Below are 15596 nucleotides of genomic sequence, written 5' to 3'. Positions count from 1 at the left end.
CAAATAATGAGTGTTTTTATCAATAAAGATACAAGAGTTATTGTACAAGGGATTACAGGTTCTACCGCTTTATTCCATACGAAGCAGATGCTTGAATACGGCACAAATATCGTGGGCGGTGTGACACCTGGAAAAGGCGGAACAGAAGTGGAAGGGGTACCTGTATTTAATACAGTGGCTGATGCAGTTCATACGACTGGCGCAAATGCGTCTGTTATCTATGTTCCGGCACCTTTTGCGGCTGATGCTATTATGGAAGCGGTAGATGCGGAGCTTGATCTGGTCATTTGCATCACAGAGCATATCCCGGTTCTAGACATGGTAAAAGTGAAACGCTTCATGGAAGGCAAGAAAACGAGATTAATAGGCCCGAACTGCCCTGGCGTCATCACGCCTGAAGAATGTAAAATCGGCATCATGCCCGGATATATCCATAAAAAGGGTCATGTAGGCGTTGTATCGCGTTCAGGAACATTAACATACGAAGCAGTGCATCAGCTGTCAGAAGCGGGTGTAGGACAGTCTACAGCCGTTGGGATTGGCGGCGATCCTGTAAATGGAACCAACTTCATTGACGTTTTAAAAGCGTTTAACGAAGATCCTGATACACACGCTGTCATCATGATCGGCGAAATCGGCGGTACAGCTGAAGAGGAAGCTGCTGAGTGGGTAAAAGCCAATATGACAAAACCGGTAGTCGGATTCATTGGCGGCAAAACAGCACCTCCAGGGAAGCGCATGGGACATGCAGGTGCCATCATTTCCGGCGGAAAAGGCACTGCTGATGAAAAAATCAAAACACTTAACGAATGCGGAATCGAAGTTGCAGAGACACCTTCTGTCATGGGAGAAACATTAATTAAAGTATTGAAAGAGAAGAATTTATTTGAAACATGCAAAACACATTAATAGAGAAGGGACAGCCATTTTGGCTGTTCCTGCTTTTGCTGTCAAAAGGAGGTCCTCATATTGGATCAGGCCGCTGCCTGTTTAATCACTTGCAGAATCAATCAATTATTATCCCCTTCTCTTCTATTAAAATGGTGGAAAGCTGATCCGTCAATGTCCCTGTCAAATCCTTCATGCGCATTAGAAACCGCTTCACATGGCAAAGTAAAGACTGCGGCATTAAAAAATAAAATAGAAGAACAATATCCCAAACTTCAGCATTTACTCTCTGTATACCATCAGCAAGGCATTGAAGTCATCCCAATATCCTCAGATCAATATCCATTCTGGCTGAAAACCATTTATGATCCGCCTCCTGTGCTGTTTGCAAAAGGTGATATATCCCTTCTTTCTCAAGGGCGTAAAATAGGAATTGTAGGTACGCGGCATCCGACAGCCTATGGAATCCAGGTTGTCAATCATCTTACAATAGAGCTTTGCCATAAAAAGTGGGTGATTGTCAGCGGGCTGGCGTCTGGGATTGACGGATTGTCCCATGCGGCAAGTATTAAGGCGAAGGGGCGGACAATCGGAGTCATCGCAGGCGGATTTCAGAACATTTATCCTCGAGAAAATCTTCAATTAGCAGAACACATGGCTAAACACCATCTTCTTCTGTCAGAGCATCCACCTGAAACCAAACCCCAAAAATGGCATTTCCCTATGAGAAACCGTATTATCAGCGGGTTAAGTGAGGGCATTATTGTTGTGCAGGGTAAAGAGAAAAGCGGTTCTTTGATTACCGCATACCAAGCGCTGGAACAAGGGAGAGAAGTATTTGCCGTACCTGGTTCTGTATTTGATCCTTACGCCGGAGGTCCTATAAAATTGATCCAAGAGGGGGCTAAAGTCATATGGTCAGCAGAGGATATTTATGCAGAGCTTCCTGAGAGAAACGTTCAATATACGGAACCCTTTTGAATTATCGTTTGACAAACAGCATTGTAATATTTAATAATAGTGAGGATTTAAAGTTGCATATTGTTTTCTATTTAAATAATGACGTTCATCATAAAGAATGAAATGTTGAAAGCCAAATAAAGACAGCTGCAAATATAAAATAAAATTTGAAATACTTGAAGAGAGAGAACACCTCTTGAGGGGGATGAAAATGTCTGATTATCTAGTCATCGTGGAATCGCCCGCTAAGGCGAAAACGATTGAACGTTACTTAGGTAAAAAATATAAAGTGAAAGCATCAATGGGACATGTCCGGGATCTTCCAAAAAGTCAAATGGGAGTTGACATAGAACAAAATTTCGAACCAAAATATATAACCATTCGAGGTAAAGGTCCGGTATTAAAAGAGCTGAAAACGGCTGCCAAAAAAGCGAAAAAAGTTTATCTCGCAGCCGACCCCGACAGAGAAGGGGAAGCGATTGCATGGCACTTGGCCCACAGCCTTGACCTGGATCTTAATTCAGACTGCCGTGTTGTGTTTAACGAAATTACGAAAGACGCAATTAAAGAATCATTTAAGCATCCCCGCATGATCAATATGGATTTGGTGGATGCACAGCAGGCGAGACGTATATTAGACAGGCTCGTCGGATATAAAATCAGCCCAATTCTTTGGAAAAAAGTTAAAAAAGGGCTCAGCGCTGGCCGTGTTCAATCTGTTGCCCTCCGTTTAATTATTGATCGTGAAAAGGAAATTAACGACTTTAAGCCAGAGGAATATTGGACAATAGACGGCACGTTCTTAAAAGGACAGGAGACGTTTGAAGCGAGCTTTTTCGGTAAAAACGGAAAAAAACTTCCTTTAAAGAGCGAAGCGGATGTAAAAGACATACTTTCTCAGCTCAAAGGCAATAAGTATACAGTTGAAAAAGTAACTAAAAAGGAACGGAAACGCAATCCGGCCTTGCCTTTTACAACTTCAACCCTTCAGCAGGAAGCAGCGCGCAAGCTCAATTTCAGAGCGAAGAAAACGATGATGATTGCGCAGCAATTATATGAAGGAATTGATCTAGGAAAAGAAGGAACTGTCGGTTTGATCACGTATATGAGAACGGATTCAACCCGTATTTCCAATACAGCAGTTGATGAAGCGGCAGCGTTTATTGATCAAACGTACGGAAAAGAGTACTTAGGCGGCAAAAGAAAGCCCGCTAAAAAGAATGAAAATGCTCAGGATGCCCACGAAGCGATCCGTCCGACGTCGGTTCTCAGAAAACCAAGCGAATTAAAAGCAGTCCTTGGCAGAGATCAGCTGAGACTGTATAAATTAATTTGGGAGCGTTTTGTTGCCAGCCAAATGGCATCTGCTGTTTTAGATACAATGAGTGTTGATTTGACAAACAACGGTTTGACTTTTCGTGCAAACGGAAGTAAAGTCAAGTTTTCCGGGTTTATGAAAGTGTATGTTGAAGGCAAAGACGATCAATTGGAAGAAAAAGACCGGATGCTGCCTGACCTGCAAGAGGGAGACACTGTTTTATCTAAGGATATAGAACCGGAACAGCATTTTACCCAGCCGCCTCCGCGCTATACTGAGGCCCGATTGGTTAAAACGCTTGAAGAACTAGGTATCGGCCGTCCTTCCACTTATGCTCCGACGCTTGATACGATTCAGCGGCGCGGGTACGTTGGTCTGGATAATAAACGGTTTGTTCCCACAGAATTAGGGCAGATCGTGCTTGAGTTGATCATGGAATTTTTCCCTGAAATCATTAACGTTGAGTTTACGGCAAAAATGGAAAAAGACCTTGATAATGTTGAGGAAGGCAATATAGAATGGGTACAGATTATTGATAACTTCTATACCGATTTTGAAAAGCGCGTGAAAAAAGCCGAATCAGAAATGAAGGAAGTTGAAATTGAGCCTGAATATGCCGGAGAAGATTGTGAATTGTGCAGTTCTCCTATGGTGTATAAAATGGGCCGATACGGTAAATTCCTAGCTTGCTCCAATTTCCCCGATTGCCGGAATACAAAGCCGATTGTCAAACAAATCGGTGTGAAGTGCCCGAGCTGCGGAGAAGGAAATATTGTTGAGCGAAAATCGAAAAAGAAACGGATTTTTTACGGCTGTGACCGTTATCCGGACTGTGAATTCGTTTCCTGGGACAAACCAATTGAACGAAAATGTCCGAAATGCGGAAAAATGCTTGTTGAGAAAAAGCTCAAAAAAGGCATACAAGTCCAATGCGTGGAATGCGATTATAAGGAAGAACCACAGAAGTAGCGGTGAGCAGGGTCTTGCTCACCTTCTTTGTGTGTTAAAAGAAGACAATGAATAATAAACTAGGAGATGTGAAAGATGAACCAACAAACAGTGAATGTAATCGGAGCCGGACTTGCAGGCAGTGAAGCGGCATGGCAGCTTGCCAAACGGGGGATTCAAGTCAGATTATATGAAATGCGCCCAGTCAAACAGACGCCTGCCCATCATACTGATAAATTTGCAGAACTGGTATGCAGCAACTCTTTACGCTCCAATACACTTGCTAACGCTGTAGGTGTATTAAAAGAAGAAATGCGTGCGCTTGATTCAGCAATTATCGCTGCGGCTGACGAATGCTCAGTGCCTGCCGGCGGCGCACTCGCGGTAGACCGGCACGAATTTGCGGCAAGTGTGACAAACCGGGTGAAAAACCATCCCAACGTTACTGTTATTAATGAAGAAGTAACAGAAATACCGGAAGGACCAACAATTATCGCAACTGGTCCGTTAACTTCAGAATCATTGTCTGCACAGTTAAAAGAGCTTACTGGAGAAGACTATTTATACTTCTATGATGCAGCGGCGCCTATCGTAGAGAAAGACAGCCTTGATATGGATAAAGTGTATTTGAAGTCCCGTTATGACAAAGGAGAAGCGGCTTATCTAAACTGCCCGATGACAGAAGAAGAGTTTGACCGATTTCATGAAGCTTTGACTTCGGCGGAAACTGTGCCGTTAAAAGAATTTGAAAAAGAGATTTTCTTTGAAGGCTGCATGCCGATTGAAGTAATGGCAAAACGAGGAAAGAAAACAATGCTTTTCGGACCGATGAAGCCAGTGGGATTAGAGCATCCTGTTACCGGAAAACGTCCATATGCAGTCGTTCAGCTTAGACAGGATGATGCGGCGGGAACTCTCTATAATATTGTAGGATTCCAAACTCATTTAAAATGGGGAGACCAAAAGGAAGTCCTCAAATTGATTCCCGGACTTGAAAATGTGGAAATCGTCAGATACGGCGTTATGCACAGAAATACATTCATTAATTCTCCAAGCTTGTTAAAGCCGACTTACCAATTTAAAAAACGGAACGATTTGTTCTTCGCAGGACAAATGACGGGAGTAGAAGGATATGTGGAATCTGCTGCTTCTGGACTTGTAGCAGGTATTAATGCGGCTAAACTTGTTTTAGGAGAAGAGCTTGTCACTTTTCCTCAGGAAACAGCAATAGGCAGTATGGCTCACTATATTACAACAACAAACCAGAAGAACTTCCAGCCGATGAACGCAAACTTTGGGCTTTTAAAAGAATTGCCTGTTAAAATTAAAAATAAAAAAGAGCGTAATGAACAGTACGCAAATCGGGCGATCGAGACAATTCAAACAATTTCGAAAACAATTTAGGTATTGATTGCAACTTGAACACGATTTGTGATACCATTTAAAAGCCCTTCCTGGGGAGGTATTTGGCATGGAGAATGTTAAGAATTTCGTAAACTTATTCGTTGAATATTTACAAATTGAAAAAAATTATTCACAATATACTATTGTGAATTATGTGGATTCAATTGAAGAATTCGAGACTTTCCTGCGTGTTCAAGGTATAAATGGATTTGAAGAAGCTGCATATCAAGATACTAGAATTTTTTTGACGGAAGCCTATGAAAAGGGTTTATCAAGAAGAACAATTAGTAAAAAAATTTCTGCATTGAGAAGTTTTTACAAATTTCTGATGCGGGAAAAGCTTGTTGATGATAATCCGTTCCAGCTTGTTCATCTGCCGAAACAAGAGAAACGGATACCGAAGTTTCTATATCAAAAAGAGCTTGAGGAACTGTTTGAAGTTTCAGATATAAGCCAGCCAACCGGCATGAGGGATCAAGCGCTATTAGAGCTTCTCTATGCCACCGGAATGAGGGTCAGTGAATGCTCTTCCATAACGATTCATGATCTTGATTTATTTATGGACACTGTGCTTGTTCACGGGAAAGGCAAGAAGCAGCGTTATATCCCTTTTGGGTCTTACGCCCGCGAAGCGTTGAAGTTATATATGAATAGCGGAAGACAGTGCTTGCTGAAAAAAGCAAAAGAACCTCATGATCTATTATTCGTGAATCAAAGAGGCGGACCGCTTACAGCCCGAGGCATTAGGCACATTTTAAGCGGGCTTGTCAAAAAAGCGTCCGGCACTTTACATATCCATCCGCATATGCTTCGACATACGTTCGCCACTCATCTGTTAAACGAAGGAGCAGATTTGAGGAGCGTTCAAGAACTGCTCGGGCATTCTAATCTGTCTTCGACACAGATATACACGCACGTTTCGAAGGAAATGCTGAGAAACACATATATGTCTCACCATCCAAGAGCTTTTAAGAAAAATTAAAGGAGGCCCTTTATGTCATCTTTTCATGCGACTACAATCTTTGCAGTACAGCATCAGGGACGAAGCGCAATGTCCGGAGACGGTCAAGTTACATTTGGTCAGGCTGTTGTAATGAAACATACTGCGAGAAAAGTAAGAAAACTGTTTAACGGCAAGGTTCTCGCAGGATTTGCGGGATCTGTTGCAGACGCTTTCACTCTATTCGAAAAGTTCGAAGCGAAACTTGAAGAATATAATGGCAACTTAAAACGGGCTGCTGTTGAGCTTGCAAAGGAATGGCGAAGCGACAAAGTGCTTAGAAAGCTTGAAGCCATGCTGATCGTTATGAATCAAGATACCTTGCTTCTCGTATCGGGAACTGGTGAGGTTATCGAACCGGATGACGGCATTCTGGCAATTGGATCAGGCGGCAACTACGCTTTGGCAGCCGGAAGAGCGCTGAAAAAGCATGCCGGTGACAGCATGACTGCAAGTGAGATTGCTAGAGCTGCGCTGGAAACAGCGGGCGAAATTTGTGTATACACGAACGATCAAATCATACTGGAAGAGCTTGAATAGAAAGGACTTGAGGCGCATGGAAAAAACACCGTTAACACCAAGACAGATTGTAGATCGGTTAGACCAATACATCGTCGGTCAGCAAGACGCGAAAAAAGCTGTCGCCGTGGCATTAAGAAACCGCTATAGAAGAAGTCTTCTGGATGAAAAGCTGAAAGACGAGGTCGTTCCGAAAAACATTTTAATGATGGGGCCTACCGGGGTAGGGAAAACTGAAATTGCCAGACGAATCGCTAAGCTTTCAGGTGCGCCATTTATCAAAATTGAAGCAACAAAATTTACAGAAGTCGGCTATGTAGGCAGAGACGTTGAATCAATGGTCAGAGACCTTGTGGAAACTTCTGTTCGTCTTATAAAAGAAGAAAAAATCAATGAAGTGAAGGAGCAGGCTGAAGAAAATGCAAACAAACGCATTGTGCGCCTGTTAGTCCCAGGGAAGAAAAAACAATCAGGCGTTAAAAACCCGTTTGAAATGTTTTTTGGCGGCAGCCAGCCAAACGGTGAAGACGAAACGGAAAGCCAGGAAGAAGCAAACATTGAAGAAAAAAGAAAACGCATGGCTCATCAGCTGGCATTAGGAGAGCTGGAGGACCACTATGTTACTGTAGAAGTTGAAGAGCAGCAGCCTTCTATGTTTGACATGCTGCAGGGCTCGGGTATGGAGCAGATGGGCATGAATATGCAGGATGCACTGAGCGGATTGATGCCAAAGAAAAAGAAACGCCGTAAAATGACAGTCAGAGAAGCCAGAAAAGTCTTGACGAATGAAGAAGCAAGCAAACTCATTGATATGGATGAAGTCAGCCAGGAAGCTGTCCATAGGGCAGAAGAGAGCGGAATTATCTTTATCGACGAGATTGATAAAATTGCAAAAAACGGTGGCGCGTCATCTTCAGCTGATGTATCAAGAGAAGGTGTTCAGCGTGATATTCTCCCAATCGTTGAGGGTTCTACCGTTGTCACTAAATACGGTTCAGTTAAAACAGACCATGTATTGTTTATCGCAGCGGGAGCATTTCATATGGCCAAACCGTCTGATCTGATTCCTGAACTGCAAGGGCGTTTTCCAATTCGTGTAGAACTGAGCAAACTGACGGTTGACGATTTCGTGAGAATCTTAGTTGAACCCGATAACGCGCTCTTAAAACAATATCAGGCATTATTACAGACAGAAGGTATATCTCTTGAATTTTCTGACGAAGCTATTCATAAGATTGCTGAAGTCGCCTATCATGTGAATCAGGAAACAGATAATATCGGTGCGAGACGCCTTCATACAATACTCGAACGTCTGTTAGAAGATCTTTCTTTTGAAGCCCCGGATGTAACAATGGAGAAAATAACGATTACACCGCAGTATGTGGAAGAAAAGCTCGGAACGATAGCTAAAAACAAAGATTTAAGTCAATTTATATTGTGAAAATTTAATAAGAGGAATGTTTAGGAGGATCATTTATCATGGCTTTATTACAAAAAACAAGAATTATTAACTCCATGCTGCAAGCTGCGGCAGGGAAACCGGTTAACTTTAAAGAAATGGCGGAAACGCTTCGGGATGTAATTGATTCCAATATTTTCGTTGTGAGCCGCAGAGGAAAACTTCTCGGGTACTCTATCAACCAGCAAATTGAAAATGACCGCATGAAAAAAATGCTTGAGGATCGCCAATTCCCAGAGGAATATACGAAGAATCTGTTCAACGTCCCTGAAACATCTTCTAACCTGGATATCAATAGTGAGTATACTGCTTTTCCTGTTGAAAACAGAGACTTGTTCCAAGCTGGTTTAACAACAATTGTGCCGATCATCGGAGGCGGAGAAAGATTAGGTACACTCATTCTTTCACGTTTACAGGATCAGTTTAATGATGATGATTTAATTCTTGCTGAATACGGCGCTACAGTTGTCGGAATGGAAATTCTGAGAGAAAAAGCAGAAGAAATTGAAGAAGAAGCAAGAAGCAAAGCAGTCGTACAAATGGCAATCAGCTCTCTTTCTTATAGTGAGCTTGAAGCAATTGAACACATCTTTGAAGAGCTTGACGGAAACGAAGGCCTTCTTGTTGCAAGTAAGATTGCAGACCGTGTCGGCATTACTCGCTCAGTTATTGTTAACGCACTCAGAAAGCTTGAAAGTGCTGGGGTAATTGAGTCAAGATCATTAGGCATGAAGGGTACTTATATCAAAGTGCTGAACAACAAATTCCTGATTGAATTAGAAAATCTGAAATCGCATTAATGAACAGAAGAACCCCTTAAAAGAGGGGTTCTTTTTTGCATTCAAATAAAGGAAATCAATAAGCTTTATTTCCTGGGCGAAAAGTCTTTCTCTGTAATATGTTAATAAAATTGATGATTTTCTTCATAAAAACAGAAAAAAGACGATAAATGAATGGGGAAATACAGAAATTAAGCTATTTTCAGCCTTATATTAATGTAAAAAACGTAGTTCAAATAATCTAGGACTATGTACCTATTTGTAAAATAGATATATATGAGGACATTTTTTTACACGAACTTCATAGACTTTATGCCTGTTATTTCTTACAATAAGCATATGGTTTTACAAATCTCGACAAGGATATTGAGGGTGAAAAAAACTGAAATGGAGGTAAGTGGATTTGAGCCTATTTTCTGGAACGATACAAAATCTTGAAAATGCCTTGGGCAGAGCGAATATTAAGCAAAAAGTCATAACCAATAATATTGCTAATATAGATACACCGAACTATAAGGCGAAAAAAGTCTCTTTCCAAAATTTATTAGATCAAGAATCCTCTCGTCTCGAATCTATAAAAACAGACTATCGGCATGTTGATTTTTCTGATGCTGATTCAAATTATTCAATTGTAACGAGCGGAGATACATCTTTTCAGCAAAACGGAAATAACGTTGACGTTGACAAAGAGATGACAGAACTAGCAGAAAATCAGATTAACTATCAAGCTTTAGTTGAAAGAATGAACGGAAAATTCAATTCTCTGAAGACCGTACTAACAGGAGGAAAGTAATGACAGCTTTTCAAAGCTTAAATGTTTCAGCATCAGCTTTAACTGCTCAGCGCCTCAGAATGGATGTTGTATCGTCTAACTTGGCGAATATGGATACGACAAGAGCCAAGCAGGTAAACGGTGAGTGGTTGCCTTACAGAAGGAAAATGGTTTCGCTTCAGTCAAAAGGTGAATCGTTCTCATCGATTTTGAATTCTAAAATGAGCGGCAGCGGCAATGTCGGAAATGGGGTAAAGGTTACAAAAATCACTGAGGATAACTCTGATTTTAATCTGGTCTATGATCCGACCAATCCTGATGCAAACGCTGAAGGATATGTGCAAAAGCCAAATGTTGATCCATTAAAAGAAATGGTTGACCTTGTCAGCAGTACGAGATCATACGAGGCCAATGTCACAGCGATGAATGCCTCAAAGGGAATGCTGATGAAGGCTCTAGAAATCGGAAAGTAAGGTGATGAATGTGATCAATAAAATTTCTCCTTTTCAGGTTCAAAATACTCAAAACACTCAAAATGTAACAAATCAAGTAAACAATAGCCAAAAAACAGATTCTTCAAATCAAACAAGCTTTTCGGAGCTTTTAAAAAACTCTATAAGTTCGTTAAATGAGTCCCAAGTAGCTTCTGACAATATGACTAATGCCTTGGCTGCAGGGAAAGATGTGAATCTTGATGAGGTCATGATCGCCGCTCAAAAAGCAAGCATCTCTCTGACTGCTGCAACTGAGTTCCGCAACAAAGCTGTGGAAGCATACCAGGAGATTATGAGAATGCAAATGTAGGGGGTCTGACGAGAAAGAGAAAGAGTGGAATGACCGGGGGTTAACATGAATCGTACTCTAATGCAAATGAAAAACAAAACGAGTGAGTTTTGGAAAAATAGATCTAAATTACAAAAGATTTTAATGATTGGTGCTTTAGCGGCAATTATCATTCTTGCCATTATTATCAGTATTTTTTCTTCTAATCAGAAAATGGCGCCGCTGTACAAAGATTTGTCAGCTGAAGAAGCCGGACAGATCAAAGAAGAACTGGATGCGAAAAAGGTGCCTAGCGAACTTTCAAATGGCGGTACGGTCATTAAGGTTCCGGAAGATCAGGTTGATTCACTGAAAGTTCAGCTGGCTGCAGAAGGGCTTCCTAAAACCGGATCAATTGATTACTCATTTTTTGGACAGAACGCCGGCTTTGGTTTAACAGATAATGAATTTGATATGGTGAAAGTCAAAGCCACACAAACGGAACTGTCCAATCTGATTAATGAAATGGACGGTATCAAAAATTCAAAAGTAATGATTAACCTTCCGAAAGACGCTGTCTTTGTCGGTGAAGAGCAATCAGCAGCATCTGCTTCAATCGTTCTGCAAATTCAGCCTGGATACACACTAGATCAAAGCCAGATCAACGGATTGTATCATCTGGTATCAAAAAGTGTGCCGAACTTAAAAGAAGATAATATCGTCATCATGGACCAGAACTCTACATACTACGACAAAACAGACAGCGGTGCAGGGTCCTACGCTGATAGTTATTCTTCACAGCAGGGAATTAAATCCCAAGTTGAAAAAGACATTCAAAAACATGTTCAGTCATTGCTTGGAACGATGATGGGGCAGGACAAAGTTGTAGTTTCTGTCACGGCCGATATTGACTTTACAAAAGAAAAACGGACAGAAGACATCGTCGAGCCTGTTGACAAAGAAAACATGGAAGGCATTGCGGTTAGTGCTGAAAAAGTATCGGAAACATATCAGGGAGACGGCGCAGCTAATGGCGGAACTGCCGGAACCGGGGATGAAGATGTAACAAACTATCAAGCTGACGGCGAAAATACCGAAAGTGGGAACTACGAAAAAAGCAGTAATAAAATCAATTATGAGGTTAACCGAATCCATAAAGAAATAGCTGAAAGCCCTTATAAGGTAAGGGATTTAGGGATTCAAGTAATGGTAGAGCCGCCTGATGCCAAAAACACGGCGTCGCTATCAACCGCAAGACAGGATGATATACAAAAAATTCTTTCAACTGTTGTCAGAACATCATTGAATAAGGATGAAACACAGAACCAGAACCTTTCTGATGAAGATATCAGTAATAAAATTGTTGTCTCCGTTCAGCCTTTTGATGGAAAAGTAAGTCTTGATACTGATACGGAAAAATCCTCCGGTATCCCAATGTGGGTATATATCGTTGGGGGCGTTTTGATCGCAGTCATCATCATTCTGATCATTATGTTTATCAGAAAGAAACGCGCTCAAGAGGATGAATTTGAGGAATACACGTACGAAGTGCCTCAGGAGCCTATCAATTTGCCTGATATAAATGAAGAGGAAAATGAAACAGAGGAAACAGTCAGACGAAAACAGCTTGAAAAGATGGCGAAAGATAAGCCTGAAGACTTTGCAAAACTGCTGAGAAGCTGGCTGGCCGAGGATTAGGAGGGATTAGAAATGGCGAGACGTGATCAAGATAAGCTTACAGGAAAACAAAAAGCAGCCATTCTCATGATTTCCTTAGGTTTAGATGTGTCAGCTTCTGTATATAAGCATTTAACCGATGAAGAAATTGAAAGGCTTACTCTTGAAATATCAGGAGTTAGAAGTGTCGATCATCAAAAAAAGGATGAAATTATAGAGGAATTTCATAATATAGCGATTGCCCAAGATTATATTTCTCAGGGCGGTTTAAGCTATGCCCGACAAGTTCTTGAGAAGGCGCTGGGAGAAGATAAGGCTGAAAACATACTAAACAGGCTGACTTCTTCTCTGCAAGTTAAACCATTTGACTTTGCCAGAAAAGCAGAGCCAGAACAAATTTTAAATTTCATTCAACAAGAGCATCCGCAAACGATGGCTTTAATCTTGTCTTACCTTGACCCTGTGCAGGCCGGACAAATTTTATCCGAGCTGAATCCTGAGGTTCAGGCAGAAGTCGCAAGAAGGATTGCGGTAATGGACAGAACGTCACCTGAAATTATTAATGAGGTAGAACGGATTCTGGAACAGAAATTATCCTCCGCATTCACTCAGGACTATACACAAACCGGCGGAATCGAAGCTGTTGTTGAAGTCTTAAACGGTGTAGACAGAGGAACAGAAAAGACGATATTGGATTCCTTGGAAATTCAGGATCCTGATCTTGCTGAAGAGATCAAGAAGCGGATGTTTGTCTTTGAGGACATTGTTACACTTGATAACCGCGCAATTCAGAGGGTTATTCGCGATGTTGAAAACGACGATCTGCTCCTTTCATTAAAGGTGGCAAGCGAGGAAGTCAAAGAAATTGTATTCAACAATATGTCACAGCGTATGGTTGAAACATTCAAAGAAGAAATGGAATTTATGGGCCCTGTACGTTTGAAGGATGTAGAAGAGGCTCAATCAAGAATTGTAAGCATCGTCAGAAAGCTTGAAGAAGCCGGTGAAATTGTGATAGCAAGAGGCGGAGGAGACGATATTATTGTCTAATATCATTAAACAAGAATCATCTTTTTCCCCACAGCAGGAAAGAAGGAAGCTTTCTTTACAAGAGGTTCGGATCGATCATTCACATCTTTTACAGACTGAAGAAAATCCGGAAGCTTTAATGGCCCGGGTCAAAGAAGAAGCTAATCGAATTTCCGAGCAAGCGAACAGCCAGATGGAAGATATCCGCCGTCAAATTGAGCAGGAAAAAAATGATTGGGCGGCTGAAAAACAGCGTCTTATAGAAGAAGCGAAAGCAGAAGGATTCGAACAAGGTGTGGCATTAGGGAAAACTGAAGCCTTACAACAGTATGCTGAGCTGATCAGTCAAGCAACCAGCATAATGGAAATGTCCAGAAAAGCTGTAGAGGATAAACTTGAAGATGCCTCCGGAGAAATCGTTGAGCTTGCCGTTGCGTTAGCTAGAAAAGTATGGCAGCAAAAATCTGATGATAAAGAGGCCTTTATCCTGCTTGTGAAACAGGTGGTAAACGAAGTAAAGGAATATGACGATATATCAATATATGTAGATCCTTATTACTATGAAACAGTTTTTCAGCATAAAGACGAAATTCAGCAGCTTCTATACAAAGAATGCCGGCTTGGTTTATACGCCGATGAAAAAGCTGAAAAAGGATCATGTTATATAGAAACTCCCTTTGGCAGAGTAGATGCAAGCATTGATACCCAGCTGGTGCAACTGAAGCATAAGCTCCTTACAGCACTGGAAGCAGGTGCGGATCTATGAAGACACAGAGTCTGATAGATTGCATAGAAATGACAGATTCGTATAAGCGTTATGGAAAAGTGAAACGGGTAATCGGCCTGATGATTGAATCAAAGGGGCCGGCAAGCTCAATTGGCGATCTATGCCTGATTTACGCAAAGGGTCAATCAGGTAAAGTCATCAAAGCTGAAGTTGTTGGCTTTCAGGAAGAAAATATTCTGTTAATGCCCTATTTAGAGGCCGCAAGCATTGCGCCCGGGAGCATTGTTGAAGCCACCGGTGAATCTCTTCGTATAAAGGTAGGAGCCGGTCTGATCGGACAAGTCATTGATGCGTTTGGCGAACCGCTCGAGGGAAAAATTTTGCCAAAAGGACTTTCGCCTGTATCAACGGAGCAATCACCGCCTAACCCGATGAAACGTCCGCCTATCCGTGAAAAGATGGGTGTTGGAGTCAGGTCTATTGACAGTCTGCTGACTGTCGGAAAAGGCCAGCGGATTGGTATTTTCGCAGGAAGCGGCGTCGGAAAAAGCACATTAATGGGAATGATCGCTAAACAGACCGAAGCTGACTTGAACGTAATTGCACTTGTCGGAGAACGCGGTCGAGAGGTTCGGGAGTTTATTGAAAAAGATCTGGGAGCAGAGGGACTGAAGCGGTCAATTGTAGTCGTTGCTACCTCAGATCAGCCTGCATTAATGAGGTTGAAAGCCGCATATACGGCGACAGCCATTGCTGAGTACTTTCGTGATAAAGGCCAAAATGTCATGTTTATGATGGATTCTGTCACAAGGGTGGCGATGGCTCAGAGGGAGATCGGACTTGCCGCTGGAGAGCCCCCGACGACAAAAGGATATACACCCTCTGTGTTCGCTATTTTACCTCGGTTGTTAGAGAGAACAGGTGCAAATGAACACGGAACAATTACAGCGTTTTATACAGTGTTAGTCGACGGAGATGACATGAATGAACCTATTGCTGATACGGTACGCGGAATTTTAGACGGACACATTGTGTTAGACAGGGCTCTTGCTAATAAAGGCCAGTTTCCTGCCGTCAATGTGCTAAAAAGCATCAGCAGGGTGATGTCAAACATCTCGACAAAACAGCACTTAGACGCAGCGAATAAATTCCGTGAACTTTTATCAACGTATCAAAATTCTGAAGACCTGATTAATATTGGAGCTTACAAAAGAGGGTCCTCAAGAGAAATTGATGAGGCGATACAATTTTATCCGCAGCTTATTCAATTTCTGAAGCAGGGAACAGAAGAATCAGCATCATTGGAAGAAAGCATTGCAGCATTAACTAGTTTGACAGGAAATGAGGAATAGAA

15 protein-coding genes are annotated in these 15596 nt (G+C 41.8%); all 15 read left to right on the top strand.

The annotated features are described in order from the left end of the window. The first annotated feature begins 6 nt into the window (after window positions 1-6). Window positions 7-909: a succinate--CoA ligase subunit alpha gene (gene sucD / locus LJF29_RS18455; RefSeq protein ID WP_010334236.1), complete on the top strand. Its 903-nt coding sequence runs from the start codon at window positions 7-9 to the stop codon at window positions 907-909. A 60-nt stretch (window positions 910-969) separates the two neighbouring features. Beyond that, a complete protein-coding gene (dprA, locus tag LJF29_RS18450) occupies window positions 970-1869 on the top strand; it encodes a DNA-processing protein DprA (RefSeq protein ID WP_229150058.1) in 900 nt (299 codons plus the stop codon). Window positions 1870-2059: 190 nt separating this feature from the next. Then, the gene (gene topA / locus LJF29_RS18445; RefSeq protein WP_029441257.1) at window positions 2060-4135 is read left to right on the top strand and encodes a type I DNA topoisomerase; all 2076 of its coding nucleotides are present in this window, start codon (window positions 2060-2062) and stop codon (window positions 4133-4135) included. 75 nt (window positions 4136-4210) lie between these two features. Further along, window positions 4211-5518, top strand: coding sequence for an FADH(2)-oxidizing methylenetetrahydrofolate--tRNA-(uracil(54)-C(5))-methyltransferase TrmFO (gene trmFO / locus LJF29_RS18440; protein WP_010334239.1), 1308 nt, complete (start codon window positions 4211-4213; stop codon window positions 5516-5518). Window positions 5519-5585: 67 nt separating this feature from the next. Next, window positions 5586-6500, top strand: a complete 915-nt coding sequence (xerC, locus tag LJF29_RS18435; protein ID WP_229150057.1) for a tyrosine recombinase XerC — start codon at window positions 5586-5588, stop codon at window positions 6498-6500. Window positions 6501-6512: 12 nt separating this feature from the next. After that, on the top strand, window positions 6513-7058 hold the full coding sequence (clpQ, locus tag LJF29_RS18430) for an ATP-dependent protease subunit ClpQ (protein WP_010334241.1): 546 nt from the start codon (window positions 6513-6515) through the stop codon (window positions 7056-7058). A 16-nt stretch (window positions 7059-7074) separates the two neighbouring features. Beyond that, a complete protein-coding gene (gene hslU / locus LJF29_RS18425) occupies window positions 7075-8478 on the top strand; it encodes an HslU--HslV peptidase ATPase subunit (protein ID WP_029441258.1) in 1404 nt (467 codons plus the stop codon). Window positions 8479-8516: 38 nt separating this feature from the next. Continuing rightward, window positions 8517-9296: a GTP-sensing pleiotropic transcriptional regulator CodY gene (gene codY / locus LJF29_RS18420; RefSeq protein WP_003220850.1), complete on the top strand. Its 780-nt coding sequence runs from the start codon at window positions 8517-8519 to the stop codon at window positions 9294-9296. Between the two features lie 382 nt (window positions 9297-9678). Then, complete coding sequence (flgB, locus tag LJF29_RS18415) at window positions 9679-10068, top strand: flagellar basal body rod protein FlgB (protein WP_229150052.1); 390 nt, start codon at window positions 9679-9681, stop codon at window positions 10066-10068. Then, a complete protein-coding gene (flgC, locus tag LJF29_RS18410; protein ID WP_010334245.1) occupies window positions 10068-10520 on the top strand; it encodes a flagellar basal body rod protein FlgC in 453 nt (150 codons plus the stop codon). The genes flgB and flgC overlap by 1 nt, the downstream gene beginning before the upstream one ends. Before the next feature lie 10 nt (window positions 10521-10530). Then, a complete protein-coding gene (fliE, locus tag LJF29_RS18405) occupies window positions 10531-10851 on the top strand; it encodes a flagellar hook-basal body complex protein FliE (protein WP_229150097.1) in 321 nt (106 codons plus the stop codon). Between the two features lie 45 nt (window positions 10852-10896). Next, window positions 10897-12507, top strand: coding sequence for a flagellar basal-body MS-ring/collar protein FliF (fliF, locus tag LJF29_RS18400; RefSeq protein WP_229150051.1), 1611 nt, complete (start codon window positions 10897-10899; stop codon window positions 12505-12507). A 12-nt stretch (window positions 12508-12519) separates the two neighbouring features. Next, the gene (gene fliG / locus LJF29_RS18395; RefSeq protein WP_003231981.1) at window positions 12520-13536 is read left to right on the top strand and encodes a flagellar motor switch protein FliG; all 1017 of its coding nucleotides are present in this window, start codon (window positions 12520-12522) and stop codon (window positions 13534-13536) included. Beyond that, complete coding sequence (fliH, locus tag LJF29_RS18390; RefSeq protein ID WP_229150050.1) at window positions 13529-14281, top strand: flagellar assembly protein FliH; 753 nt, start codon at window positions 13529-13531, stop codon at window positions 14279-14281. The genes fliG and fliH overlap by 8 nt, the downstream gene beginning before the upstream one ends. Continuing rightward, window positions 14278-15594 (top strand): flagellar protein export ATPase FliI, encoded by a 1317-nt coding sequence (gene fliI, locus LJF29_RS18385; protein ID WP_229150049.1) that lies wholly within the window; start codon window positions 14278-14280, stop codon window positions 15592-15594. The genes fliH and fliI overlap by 4 nt, the downstream gene beginning before the upstream one ends. The last annotated feature ends 2 nt before the right edge of the window (window positions 15595-15596 follow it).

The organism is Bacillus sp. LBG-1-113, assembly GCF_020708615.1.
GTDB lineage: Bacteria > Bacillota > Bacilli > Bacillales > Bacillaceae > Bacillus > Bacillus mojavensis.
This window is presented reverse-complemented; position numbering and strand designations above follow the sequence as displayed.